Below are 11,938 nucleotides of genomic sequence, written 5' to 3' on the forward strand. Positions count from 1 at the left end.
CGTTACCGCCGTGCGCTGATTGCGGAGGAAACCTCAAGGATCGCTTTAGTGATGTTAATGCCGCGTGGGCAAGCTTCTACACAATTGAAGGTGGTGCGGCAACGCCACACGCCATTTTCGTCAGACAAGATGTCCAAGCGTGTATCGGCGTTCTCGTCACGCGAGTCAAAGATAAATCGGTGCGCGTTCACGATAGCTGCGGGGCCAACATATTCTGGTTGCGCCCAGAAGCTTGGGCACGAGGTTGTACATGCCGCACAGAGGATGCACTTGGTCGTGTCGTCATAGCGATCGCGCTGCTCTTCACTCTGAATCCGCTCACCGTCACCCTCAACTGGTGCCGCCACAAGATACGGCTGTACGGAGCGGAATTTTTCAAAGAACTCCTCCATATCAACGACAAGATCCTTGACGATCGGCAGTCCAGGGAGTGGAGCCACCGTGATCGTTCGGCCCAACGCTTCTACTCGCAACTTACAGGCGAGCCGATTACGACCATTAATTAGCAGGGCGTCAGAGCCGCAGACACCGTGCGCGCAAGAGCGACGGAAGGTGATCGAGCCATCAAAGAGTTCTTTTGCCCGCGTGAGCAGGTCAAGCACGCGATCCATAGGCTCCACCGGTACCGTGAGCGTTTGCCAGTGCGGTTCACTGTCGCGCTCCGGATCAAATCGCTGGATCTTGAGCTCAACCTGTGTGGCAGAAGCCATTTAGTAAACCCTCGCCTTCGGCTCAAACTTGGTGATCGTGACCGGTTTGTAGTCTAGCTTCGTGGCTAGTGAACCATCGCTTCCCTGCCAGACCAGAGTGTGTGCAAGGAACTTTGCGTCGTTTCGCTCTGGGAAGTCTTCACGGCTGTGGGCACCGCGCGATTCTGTTCGTGCGTAGGCGGAGACTGCTGTCGCCTCCGCGGTGTCTAGCAGGTAGCCGAGCTCGCGCGCTTCGAGGAGGTCGGTGTTGAAGACGCTCCCAGTGTCCTCCACACGCACGCTGGCGTATTCCCCTTTCAACTTGGTGATCCCCTTTACTGCGGCTCCAAGGAGGGCCTCGTCGCGATAGACACCGACGTTGTCCATCATCAGGGCGGCAAGCTCGCGGCGGATTTCGGCCGGGCGCACCCCAGATGGGCGTGTGCTCAGGGCGAGGAGCTCATCGCGAACCGCGCGCTCGGCACCCTGCACGGAGCCCGGCTGTGGGGTGCTCTTGCAGATCTGCGCCATGCGAATCCCCGCGCGCTTGCCGAAGACGAGGAGGTCAACGAGCGAATTCGTACCCAGTCGGTTGGCACCGTGCACGCTGACGCAGGCAACCTCGCCCGCCGCGAAGAGGCCTGGCACGACGTTGCCGCGCGCATCAGCGAGCACCTCTGTCTCGAGGTTCGTTGGCACACCGCCCATGGCGTAGTGCGCGGTTGGCTGCACTGGGACTGGCTCGCTAATCGGCTCGACGCCCTGATAGATGCGAGCAAGTTCGGTGATGTCAGGGAGCTTCTCTTCGATCACCTTGCGACCGAGGTGCCTCACGTCAAGATGGATATAGTCCTTCCCCCCGATCCCTCGACCCTCACGGATCTCTTCATAGATCGCGCGCGAGATCATGTCGCGCGGGGCCAGCTCCATGAGCTTCGGCGCATAGTTCTCCATGAAGCGCTTCCCCTCGTCGTTCAGCAGATAGCCACCCTCGCCACGCGCGGCTTCGCTCAACAAGATGCCAGTGCCGACAATGCCGGTTGGGTGGAATTGGTAGAACTCCATGTCCTCAAGTGGCACGCCATGCCGCCAAGCGAGTGCCATGCCATCACCCGTCAATGAGTGTGCGTTTGACGTGACGCGCCACGCGCGACCGTATCCACCTGTTGCGAGCAGCACAGCCTTCGCACGAAATACGTGGAGCGTACCGTCGGCGATCTTGTACCCAACAACGCCAGAGCAGCGCCCGCCCTTGTCCGCCTCGCCCCCTTCAAAGACTAGATCTACGACGTGATACTCGTCGTAAAACTTGACCCCCGCCTTGATGCACTGCTGATAGAGCGTCTGCAGGATCATGTGGCCGGTGCGGTCGGCGGCGTAGCAACTGCGCCGCACTGGCCCTTCGCCGTAGTTCCGCGTGTGCCCACCAAAGCGACGCTGGTCAATCTTTCCATCGGGGGTCCGATTGAATGGAAGACCCATGCGCTCCAGTTCAATCACCGCGGGGATCGCCTCACGCGCGAGCACTTCGGCCGCATCCTGATCGGCGAGATAGTCGCCACCCTTGATGGTGTCAAACATGTGCCACTCCCAGTGGTCCTCTTCAACGTTGCCGAGTGCCGCGCAGACACCACCTTGCGCAGCACCGGTATGCGAGCGGGTTGGATAGAGCTTCGTCAGTACTGCAGTGGGAATCCCTTCGCGCGCCAGCTCGAGCGCCGCCCAGAGTCCGGCGCCACCTGCGCCGACCACGATCGCGTCAACGTCGATCTGCCCAACCTCTGCTCGTAGTGCACTACTCATTTGTCCACCTAATCCATTGGTAGCGTCGCAACGACTTGGGTGCCAAGTACGAATAGCAGGAGTGCGATGGCATACAGGCCAATGAGCGACGCTTGCCTGATGCGCGGGGGGACATAGTCCTGCATGACCGTCCGCATACCAAGGAATCCATGCACCAACACAGCCATTAGCATCCCCCAGTCCAGCACGCGGAGAGGGATCGAGTTCCAACGAGTCTGGCGGACCCACTCTGCACTCTGGTCACCAACCTCGAAGACGAAGTGCGTGATGGAGAAGTGCGCTAGCGCCAATACAAAAAGTGCAATTGAAGTGATCCGAACCGCCCGCCAGACGTAGAGATCCACACGCGACCCTGTCGGGCGTGGGCGGCCGGAGAGTGAATACTTTTGGGCGCTCATGCTGCCATCTCCCAGATAGGCTTCAGGATGATGTACGCGCCAGGTAGGCCAAAGATAAAGAAGGTGACCCAAACAGCTCGCCACAGCCCACGGTGGTAGATCGTCAGCGCAGGCCAGAAGTCCATGACGACGATGCGCATGCCGTTGAGGGCGTGATAAAACAGCGCCGCTCCTAGGAGGGTTTCCATCACACGGCCAGGCGCGCTTGAATAAATTTTGCCCAGTTGGTCATAGAGCTCGGGATTAACCCCAATCAACCAAATGTCGACGACGTGCAAGACGATGAAGGCCCACACGCCAATGCCTGAGATTCGATGGAAGGCCCAGGCAACCATCCCCTCCCCGCCGCGATAGGACGGGTAGTTTCGAAGCTTCTGCGGGGAGGCGAGTGGGCTAGATCCTTGGGTCATGTGTAAACCCCTCCTTACTCCCAATCAGGGCGTTGAAACCCTGAGAATTAATCCCTTTGAATCCTAGCCGCAACGCTTGAAGTCTGCCCGCGTACACTACCCTCTGTTACAGCGAGGGAGAGCCCACCAATAACCATGCGGAGGCGAAGTGAAACTACACGAGGCTGAAGCCCGAGAACTCCTGTTTCGAGCCGGTCTCCCCGTCCCAGATGCCGACGTGGCCACTACCGACGCGGGTGCCCGCGCCATCGCCGAACGTCTCTTCGCCAGCGGGGTAGACCAGGTCGTGATTAAGGCTCAGGTCCTCGTCGGCGGACGAGGCAAGGCCGGCGGGGTCAAGCTCGCCGGGAGCGCCGCAGAGGCCGAGTCAACCGCCGCCGCAATTCTCGCCCTCACTATTAAAGATCTTCCGGTGCGACGCGTGCTCGTTGCGCCAGCCTCCACGATCATCCGCGAGATCTATCTCGCCGCACTAATCGATCGCACCACACGTGGTGTTCTCGTCATGGCCTCCGCCGCGGGCGGCATGGAGATTGAAGAGGTCGCCGCCAAGGATCCGACCGCGATCGTTCGCGAAGTCGCGCATCCACACGCTGGACTCCTCCCGTTCCAGGCGCGTCGACTTGGCTTCGGCATCGGCCTGCGCGGTGAACTCCTCAAGCAGTTCTGCGTGATTGCCGCTGGCCTCGTGAAGATCGCGCGCGAGAGCGACGCCGATCTTGTTGAGGTGAATCCGCTCGCCGTGGTTCCAGCACCAGAGCTTCCTGGCGGCGAACGGCTCATCTGCCTCGACGCCAAGGTGACGCTTGACGACTCAGCGCTAGATCGACATCCCGACCTTGCGGCCTGGCGCGATGCCGACAGCGAGGATCCGATCGACCGCGAGGCGCGCGAACAGGGGATCTCCTACATCCGACTCGATGGGAGCATCGGCTGCATGGTCAACGGCGCCGGCCTCGCCATGACCACGCTCGACCTCGTGACCCGCGCCGGCGGCACGCCGGCAAACTTCCTCGACATTGGTGGTGGTGCTCGTGCCGATAAGGTTGCCGTCGCAATGCGCATCATCCTTGCCGATACGGGAGTTAAGGCAATCCTTGTGAACATCTTCGGTGGCATCACGCGTGGCGACGAGGTCGCGAAGGGACTCATCGAGGCGCGAGCGCAACAGGAGCGCACCGTGCCGATGGTCGTGCGCATCGTTGGCACTAACGCGGCAGAGGCCGCCGTACTGCTACGTGAAGGTGGATTTGAGACGGCGGCGAGCCTCGATGAGGCGGCGGAGAAGGCTGTAGCACTCGCTGCAGCGGGAGGCGGCAAGTGAGCATTCTCGTTGATCAGCACACGCGACTCGTCGTACAAGGCCTCACCGGACGTGAGGGTGGCTTCCACGCTGGCCAGATGTCCGCCTATGGCACCAAGATCGTTGCGGGCGTCACACCAGGTCGCGGCGGCGAGCTCGGCCTTGACGGCACCGTTCCCGTCTTTGACACCGTTCGCGAAGCGGTCGAGAGGACCGGCGCAAACACCAGCTGCATCTTCGTTCCTGCAGCGGGCGCAGCAGACGCCATCGCCGAAGCGGCCACATCGGGCATCAAGACAATCTTCTGCATCACCGAAGGAATCCCCGTGCATGACATGGTCGGCGCCCTCGCCGTTGTGCAGCAGCATGGCGCGCGACTGATCGGACCGAACTGCCCAGGTGCAACCACGCCGGGCGTGAACAGCCTTGGTGCGAAGATCGGCATCATCCCCGCCTCCATTCACCTTCCCGGTGACGTTGGCGTGGTGAGCCGCTCCGGAACGCTGACCTACGAGGCGGTGCAGTCAATGACGGATGCTGGCATCGGTCAGTCCACCTGCCTCGGCATCGGCGGTGACCCGATCATCGGCACCACCTTCCGCGACGCACTGGAGCTCTTCGCCGCGGATCCAGCGACGCGCGCACTCGTGCTGATCGGCGAGATCGGCGGATCCGCCGAAGAGGAGGCCGCCGCATGGGCCGGCGAACACCTGAAGCACCTGCCACGTGTCGCCTTCATCGCTGGGCGTGCCGCACCTGAGGGGCGACGTATGGGCCACGCTGGGGCGATCGTCTCTGGCGCTTCGGGTCGAGCGATTGACAAGATCGCCGCGCTGGAGGCCGTCGGGTTCAAGGTGGCCGCCTCGCCGACGGAACTGCCACGACTCTTGATGGAGGCCGGCTACACGAAGCGCTAAGCGCTAGCGAATGCGCAGCTCCCCTGGGGCGCCGAATCCAAGCCTCGTCCACGCAGGACCGCCAGGCGCTTCGATCAACTCGATCAGCACCCCGTTGCAGCTCTTCGGATGCAAGAAGGCAACTGGCCCCTCAACGCCGGCAACCGCCTCTGCGTTGATCAGTTGCACCCCCGCCGCGGCGAGAGCGGTGAGCTCCGCAGCGATGTCAGGGACTTCTAAACAGAGATGATGGAACCCCTCCCCCTTCGACTCGAGGAAGCGTGCGACGCCGCTGGTCTCATTCGTTGGCGAGACGAGTTCGATCTTGGAGTCACCGGCGGTGAGGAAGGCGATGCGCACCTCTTGCGATGGCACCTCGGCAACCTGTTCGAGCGCCAGCCCGAGCACGCGCGTATGGAAGTCGATCGACGCGTCGATGTCGCGCACCACCGATGCAACATGGTGAATGCGACCGCGCACGGGGAGGCTCATAGAACCATCGCCTCGCGGTGCTCGCCCCAGACGCTGCGCAGGGCGGCGCTGATCTCGCCAACGGTGCAGCCGGCCTTCACCGCGGCGAGGACCGGCGGCATCATGTTGGCACTCCCCTTCGCCGTGGCGATGACCTCGGCGATGGCGGCGGTTGCGGCAGCGTTATCTCGCGCGGTACGGAAGGCCTGCAACTCGGCGACCTGCTCCCGCTCGCGTGCCGGGTCAATACGGGCGATGGCTGGCGTCTCGACCTCTTCATCCACGAATCGATTCACGCCCACGATCACGCGCTCACCACTCTCCACCTCGCGCTGGTAGGCGTACGCCGAGTCTTGAATCGCGCGCTGCGGGAAACCGACAGCAACAGCGGCGACCATGCCACCAAGCCGGTCCACCTCGGCGATGAGGGCGAGGGCGTCGCGCTCCACCTGATCGGTGAGCGCCTCCACGGCGTAGCTGCCACCGAGCGGATCAACGGTTCCTGCGACGCCAGCCTCGTGGGCCAACACCTGTTGGGTGCGCAGGGCAAGGCGAGCCGACGCTTCGGTCGGAAGGGCGAGCGCCTCATCTTTCCCGTTGACGTGCAGGCTCTGCGCGCCGCCGAGCACCGCAGCGAGGGCTTGGTACGCGGCGCGAACAACGTTGTTGTCAATTGACTGCGCCGTGAGTGTGGAGCCGGCGGTCTGCACATGGAAGCGACAGAGGAGCGACTTCTCGCTCTTTGCGCCGTAGCGATCGCGCATGATGCGCGCCCAGATGCGGCGTGCAGCGCGGAACTTTGCGACCTCTTCAAGGATGTCGGTCCACGCGGCGAAGAAGAAAGAGAGTCGCGGCGCGATGGCATCCACCTCAAGGCCGCGTGCGATCGCTGCATCGACATAGGCAATCGCGTCGGCAAAGGTGAAGGCAAGCTCTTGCGCGGCGGTCGCCCCCGCCTCGCGCATGTGATAGCCCGAGATGCTGATCGTGTTCCACTTTGGCAGCTCCGTGGCGCACCACTCGAAGACGTCGGTGATCAGTCGCAGCGATGGCTCGGGCGGGAAGATGTAGGTTCCGCGAGCGATGTACTCCTTGAGGAGATCGTTCTGCGTCGTTCCCGAGAGCTCGGCGCGTGACACCCCCTGTCGCTCGGCAACCGCTACGTAGAGCGCCAGCAGGATCGGCGCGGTGGAGTTGATCGTCATGGAGGTCGAGACCTTGTCGAGCGGGATCCCCTGGAAGAGCGTCTCCATGTCGGCGATGGAGTCGATCGCAACACCCACGCGACCGACCTCGCCCTCCGCCTCTGGCGCATCGGAGTCGTACCCCATCTGCGTCGGTAGATCGAAGGCGACCGATAGGCCGGTTTGGCCCTGCTCCAGGAGGTAGCGATATCGCTCGTTGGATTCGCGTGCCGTCGAGAAGCCGGCGTACTGGCGCATCGTCCAGAGGCGGCCGCGGTACATCGTCTCTTGCACGCCGCGCGTGTACGGGAAGGAGCCTGGTGCACCGATCTCTGCGGCGGCGTCGCGGGATGGGTTCGGACCGTAGGTGGCATCAAGGGGTGCGCCTGAGGTGGTGGTGTCGCGCGCGGCGTCGCGCCCCTGCTCCTTACCCACGCTCGCCTCCCTACTGCCCCATTACGGGCGCTTCGCTTCGCACGATTCTCCCACACCCCTTGCGCGGTACGATGCGGCGAAACGGTGGGCCAGGAGGCACACGGAGCGCGGCGAGGAGGCAGCATGCCGAAGGGGAAGCAGCCAACGGGCGATTCGGGGCTGAGCGGGCAGGAGCTCGACGACGCCATTCTCTCGCTCCTCCCACCCGATGGCGCCCACGGTGACCGCTCGGTGCGACAGATCGCCGTCGATCGCGTGACGGTCAACGCTAAGCAGCCCCGCCTCGCACTCCCTCCACTGGCGATCGATGAGCTCACCGCCAGCATTCGTGAGCATGGGGTGCTGCAGCCAATCATCGTGCGACCAACTAAGCCAGGCTCCTACGAGATTGTCGCCGGCGAACGACGCTGGCGTGCCGTGCTCTCGCTCGGTCTCCCAATGATTCCTGCAATCGTTGAAGCGATGAGCGATGAGATCGCCCTTGAGGTTGCAATCATCGAGAACCTCCAGCGTGAAGACCTCTCCCCACTCGATGAGGCAGCGATCTTTGCGCGCATGACGAGCGAACTCGGCTACAGCATCCGCAAGCTGGCCGAGCGCATCGGCAAGGACAAGGGCTACGTCGAGAATCGGCTGCGCCTGATGCATGCGCCAGCCGACATCCGCGCCCTCGTCGCGGAGCGCTCCGACACGATCAGCCACGCCTATGAGTTGATGAAGATCACCGATCGGGCACGACGAAGTGAACTGGCGGCACAAGTGCTGCGCGGCGAACTCTCGCTCGCCCGCCTCAAGAGCGTGGTGCGCGACGAGCGCCCAGAGCCGACCGCCGCACCTGAGGTCGCTGCGCCGTCGATCTTCCCCTACGCCTCTCCAAGCGAGCGCCCGATCATTGCGGCCTCAAAGCCAGTAGCAGCGAGTGCGTCAGCGCCAATCTCCGCACAAGCGGCGGCCATCGCCTCAGCGTCAGACGCGGCGCTGACTAACGCCCGCGACAGCCTGGCGAGCTCGATTGACGCCCTTGCCTCGGTACTGCATGAAATTGACCAGCCAGAGCTGGGGACACCCCTCAGTGAAACGGATCGCGCCAACATGGCGAAGTGGCTGCTGATCGCGCGCAACAAGCTCGATAACCTCGCCGCGATCTTGCGCCAGAAGTCGGAGTAGCCGACCGAAGTTAGATGTAGACGACCTCTTCGAAGGTCGCGACGAGGAAGGCGACGAGTCGCTCACGACTCCCCTTCGGATCTACCGTGCGCAGGCCGGGGACGAGGCACCAGAGGCCCACCGCAGGGAGAAGGAGTTGCCCCTCAGCGTCACGCCCCATCGTTGCGGCCGGGCCGCCACCGAGCGTGTATGCGCCAGCAAGACCATCTTCGTCGAGATGTGCCGAGTGGGAGAACTCGCGGATGACGGCGACGATCCCCTTGCGTTTCGCCATGTCACGCAGCGAGCCGGTGGCCCAGGCATCGATCTGGCTGTCACTCTGCTCGAGCAGCTTCGCGCGGTAGGCCTGAGGGCTCTCGCTGAGTCCGGTTGCAACCATGTCTCTTAGTTTCCTGCGTCCATGCGGTTGCCTGGGTAGGCCGCCGCAGCAAGGATGGAGGCTGTGAACGCAGCCATAATCAGTAGCAGTGCGATGCGACTAGTCATTTCTTTCTCGCAACCTTTCTCTCTCAATGGTGCCGACTCCAACGGTAGGTTTTGAACCTACCACACACGTCTCGATCAGGTGGTCAGCGGGCTCTCCTTCGCGTCGCCCTGGCGGCGGTGAATCGGTGGAGTAGGAGTAGCATCGCGAAGAGCGCCACACCAGACAGGATTAGCCCACGCAACTCTTCAAACGTTGCATTTGGTGAGAGGATCCCCTGCAACTCCCCACCATTCATGAAAATAGCGATAACCATCGTGATCCCTACGGCGAGGAGCAGAACCCACCGAGCGATCGAGTGGCGGCGAAGCGCACTGGAGCCATCGTCGGCGGGGTTGAGAAGTGTCCAGATCAGACCTTGGCTCCCTGCAACGACTAGGGTACCCAGCACCGTGTCAGAGAGGATGCGTAACGGCGTCTCTGGGTCAGTGATGAGCAGCGCGATCCACTCCAGACCAAACCACGAGATAATGGAAGCGGCAATCAACATCAGAGAAAGATGCCACGCACTCCGTGCAGATCCGATCTCGTCAAGGCTCTTCCGAAAGGAGCGTATCGCGAAAATTCCGACGATGAGTCCGGGGGCGAGGCCGAACGACTGCGCAATCGCAACTGCACTCAGGGCGAGCACGAGGCTCAACCACTGCGCTCGCATCTCGCCACTGTCGTTGTTCTTAATCCGCTGTAGGCGAATCTCTGGCCACTTCGTGACCGCGTGGATGATCAGAGCGGCAATCGCACCATACACGCAGCCAAGGATCAGCTGGCGGATCGGCGCAATGGCGTCAAGCGGCGCATTGAACGCGGCGATAAGCTGGCCAACGAGCAAGAATGGAAAAACGTCGACGCGGATGCCGAAGATCTTCCAGAGCCGAGATCCACGGTCCTTTGGCTGAATGTAGGCAACGACGCGCGAATAAATGTCGTTGATGCGTCGTCTGATCCAATCAAATGGTGCCTCTAAGAGGATGGCTCCAAACGCCAGCAGTATGGCGGCAAGCAGGCCGCTGAACCAGATGCCTGGGATGCTGAGCGCCTGCTGGATTGACGGAATCGATGCTGCCAAGAAGCTCGACGAGGATCGTTCATCGGTATAAATACGCGTCCCGTCGGCAGTATCCGTCACAAGTACCATCGGCTGATCGGTCGGCGCTACCGATGGCGTGGCTGATGGCTGCGGCGATGTCCCTGGCGACGTACCCGGACTCGGACTCGTATCTGGTGACGCGGTTTGACCTGGTGATGGCGTGACAACGGCGCTTGGTCTCGGCTTCGGTGATACCAGCGCAACTCCGCTTCGGAATGCACCTGCAAGGTCACTCGTTACTTCTCGGTCGATAAGGTTCGGGGCGGCAAAGGCCTCGCTTGCAGGAGCAACCGCAAGGGAGGCGGCGATGAGGAGGGAGCACGCAGCTGCCTGAAGGGGCCGAAGGGTGCGAAAGAGGGGGGCGTGCTTCCGCAGATAGGCCGTCGCTTCAAATGGGCTCAGCACTCCATTGCCTCTCTCGCCTAGTCGCAATAACCTAGCCAGGTTGTTGAGATCCTACACAAAGAGGGCTCACAATCACAGGTCTAGGCGGAAGCTGCGCCATTGCGGTGGGGCACGCCGAAGCGGGAAGATTAAGTTCAGTCAGGTTGGCTCCGGCGGTAGGATTCGAACCTACGACATGGCGGTTAACAGCCGCCCGCTCTACCACTGAGCTACGCCGGAATGAGCGCGGCCGCTGCCGCGAGCGGAATATTAGCAGGGAGGGCCGCCGCTCCTCCCCGCCGCACGATCCGCCTAGTCGAGGTAGTCGCGCAGCTTGCGTGCTCGCGATGGGTGGCGCAGCTTGCGCAGCGCCTTGGCCTCGATCTGGCGGATGCGTTCGCGGGTCACGTTGAACTCCGCTCCGACCTCCTCCAGGGTGCGCTGCCGCCCATCCTCTAGGCCGAAGCGCAACTTCAGCACCCGCTGCTCGCGGAGGCTGAGTGACTCCAGCGTGGCCACGATCTGCTCGGAGAGGAGCTGGCTGTTCGCCGCCTCGTCCGGCTTCTTCGCCGACTTGTCCTCGATGAAGTCGCCGAGATGGCTGTCCTCCTCTTCGCCGATTGGCGTCTCGAGGGAGACCGGCTCCTGGCTCACCTTGCGCATCTCGCGCACGCGCTCCGCGGTGACCTCTGATTCAGTGACCTTGGTGAGCTCCTTGGCGATCTCATCATCCGTTGCCTCGCGGCCAAGCTCCTGGAAGAGCTGGCGCTGCACGCGGGTGAGTCGGTTGAGCTGCTCGTACATATGCACCGGAATGCGGATCGTTCGGGCCTGATCCGCGATCGCTCGCGTGATCGCCTGGCGAATCCACCACGTTGCATACGTGGAGAACTTGAAGCCCTTGATGTACTCGAACTTCTCCACGGCGCGAATGAGGCCGATGTTCCCCTCTTGGATCAGGTCCAAGAAGCTCATGCCGCGGCCGATGTACTTCTTGGCGATCGAGACGACGAGGCGCAGGTTCGCCTTGGTCAGCTCCTCACGTCCGCGCCAGCCGAGCTGCACGACATAGCCCTCGCGTCCGCGGAGCTTGCCGAGCGCCGGGTTCTCGGGATCCCAACCCGCCTCGCGGATCCAGTCCTTCCCATCCTTGGCGATGTGCTTCCCCTGGACAATCCACGTCTCCAGTGCTGGCCAGGCGATCTCGTCGCGGGCCCAGAGGAAGAG

General features: G+C 62.5%; 12 protein-coding genes and 1 tRNA gene. 3 read left to right on the forward strand and 10 right to left on the reverse strand.

The genetic code is table 11. The features are described 5' to 3' along the window. Positions 1 to 2: 2 nt before the first annotated feature. The 4 genes from AC3LB0_RS01575 to sdhC are packed head-to-tail and all read right to left on the reverse strand — an operon-like array spanning position 3 to position 3,300. Positions 3 to 710, reverse strand: coding sequence for a succinate dehydrogenase iron-sulfur subunit (locus AC3LB0_RS01575; protein ID WP_488649413.1), 708 nt, complete (start codon positions 708 to 710; stop codon positions 3 to 5). Then, positions 711 to 2,492: a succinate dehydrogenase flavoprotein subunit gene (sdhA, locus tag AC3LB0_RS01580; protein ID WP_488649414.1), complete on the reverse strand. Its 1,782-nt coding sequence runs from the start codon at positions 2,490 to 2,492 to the stop codon at positions 711 to 713. Between the two features lie 8 nt (positions 2,493 to 2,500). After that, positions 2,501 to 2,890, reverse strand: a complete 390-nt coding sequence (locus AC3LB0_RS01585) for a succinate dehydrogenase/fumarate reductase transmembrane subunit (protein ID WP_488649415.1) — start codon at positions 2,888 to 2,890, stop codon at positions 2,501 to 2,503. Continuing rightward, complete coding sequence (gene sdhC / locus AC3LB0_RS01590) at positions 2,887 to 3,300, reverse strand: succinate dehydrogenase, cytochrome b556 subunit (protein ID WP_488649416.1); 414 nt, start codon at positions 3,298 to 3,300, stop codon at positions 2,887 to 2,889. Before sdhC ends, AC3LB0_RS01585 begins: the two co-directional genes overlap by 4 nt. Before the next feature lie 148 nt (positions 3,301 to 3,448). Between sdhC and sucC the strand changes: the two genes are divergently transcribed. Both sucC and sucD read left to right on the forward strand, forming a co-directional pair. Continuing rightward, complete coding sequence (gene sucC / locus AC3LB0_RS01595) at positions 3,449 to 4,624, forward strand: ADP-forming succinate--CoA ligase subunit beta (RefSeq protein ID WP_488649417.1); 1,176 nt, start codon at positions 3,449 to 3,451, stop codon at positions 4,622 to 4,624. Beyond that, complete coding sequence (gene sucD, locus AC3LB0_RS01600; RefSeq protein ID WP_488649418.1) at positions 4,621 to 5,520, forward strand: succinate--CoA ligase subunit alpha; 900 nt, start codon at positions 4,621 to 4,623, stop codon at positions 5,518 to 5,520. Before sucC ends, sucD begins: the two co-directional genes overlap by 4 nt. Before the next feature lie 3 nt (positions 5,521 to 5,523). On the opposite strand, the gene mce is transcribed toward sucD, so the two are convergent. Together mce and AC3LB0_RS01610 are read right to left on the reverse strand one after the other, a co-directional pair. Beyond that, positions 5,524 to 5,991 (reverse strand): methylmalonyl-CoA epimerase, encoded by a 468-nt coding sequence (mce, locus tag AC3LB0_RS01605; protein ID WP_488649419.1) that lies wholly within the window; start codon positions 5,989 to 5,991, stop codon positions 5,524 to 5,526. Further along, a complete protein-coding gene (locus AC3LB0_RS01610; protein ID WP_488649420.1) occupies positions 5,988 to 7,589 on the reverse strand; it encodes an acyl-CoA mutase large subunit family protein in 1,602 nt (533 codons plus the stop codon). The genes mce and AC3LB0_RS01610 overlap by 4 nt, the downstream gene beginning before the upstream one ends. A gap of 123 nt (positions 7,590 to 7,712) precedes the next feature. Between AC3LB0_RS01610 and AC3LB0_RS01615 the strand changes: the two genes are divergently transcribed. Further along, on the forward strand, positions 7,713 to 8,756 hold the full coding sequence (locus AC3LB0_RS01615; RefSeq protein WP_488649421.1) for a ParB/RepB/Spo0J family partition protein: 1,044 nt from the start codon (positions 7,713 to 7,715) through the stop codon (positions 8,754 to 8,756). A 10-nt stretch (positions 8,757 to 8,766) separates the two neighbouring features. On the opposite strand, the gene AC3LB0_RS01620 is transcribed toward AC3LB0_RS01615, so the two are convergent. The 4 genes from AC3LB0_RS01620 to rpoD form a co-directional block, all read right to left on the reverse strand. Continuing rightward, the gene (locus AC3LB0_RS01620) at positions 8,767 to 9,135 is read right to left on the reverse strand and encodes a hypothetical protein (protein ID WP_488649422.1); all 369 of its coding nucleotides are present in this window, start codon (positions 9,133 to 9,135) and stop codon (positions 8,767 to 8,769) included. A gap of 190 nt (positions 9,136 to 9,325) precedes the next feature. Beyond that, positions 9,326 to 10,375 (reverse strand): hypothetical protein, encoded by a 1,050-nt coding sequence (locus tag AC3LB0_RS01625; RefSeq protein WP_488649423.1) that lies wholly within the window; start codon positions 10,373 to 10,375, stop codon positions 9,326 to 9,328. 501 nt (positions 10,376 to 10,876) lie between these two features. After that, positions 10,877 to 10,951 (reverse strand) — tRNA-Asn (locus AC3LB0_RS01630). A 72-nt stretch (positions 10,952 to 11,023) separates the two neighbouring features. Further along, on the reverse strand, positions 11,024 to 11,938 hold a 915-nt coding region (gene rpoD, locus AC3LB0_RS01635; RefSeq protein WP_488649424.1), incomplete at its 5' end, for an RNA polymerase sigma factor RpoD.

The organism is Candidatus Limnocylindrus sp. (genome assembly GCF_040397235.1).
Taxonomy (GTDB): Bacteria; Chloroflexota; Limnocylindria; order Limnocylindrales; family Limnocylindraceae; genus Limnocylindrus.

Bases quoted from the DNA above. Each gene is read 5' to 3' on its own strand.
- AC3LB0_RS01575 (WP_488649413.1), bottom strand. From the start codon at position 710: ATGGCTTCTGCCACACAGGTTGAGCTCAAGATCCAGCGATTTGATCCG.
- sdhA (WP_488649414.1), bottom strand. From the start codon at position 2,492: ATGAGTAGTGCACTACGAGCAGAGGTTGGGCAGATCGACGTTGACGCG.
- AC3LB0_RS01585 (WP_488649415.1), bottom strand. From the start codon at position 2,890: ATGAGCGCCCAAAAGTATTCACTCTCCGGCCGCCCACGCCCGACAGGG.
- sdhC (WP_488649416.1), bottom strand. From the start codon at position 3,300: ATGACCCAAGGATCTAGCCCACTCGCCTCCCCGCAGAAGCTTCGAAAC.
- mce (WP_488649419.1), bottom strand. From the start codon at position 5,991: ATGAGCCTCCCCGTGCGCGGTCGCATTCACCATGTTGCATCGGTGGTG.
- AC3LB0_RS01615 (WP_488649421.1), top strand. From the start codon at position 7,713: ATGCCGAAGGGGAAGCAGCCAACGGGCGATTCGGGGCTGAGCGGGCAG.
- AC3LB0_RS01620 (WP_488649422.1), bottom strand. From the start codon at position 9,135: ATGGTTGCAACCGGACTCAGCGAGAGCCCTCAGGCCTACCGCGCGAAG.
- AC3LB0_RS01625 (WP_488649423.1), bottom strand. From the start codon at position 10,375: ATGGTACTTGTGACGGATACTGCCGACGGGACGCGTATTTATACCGAT.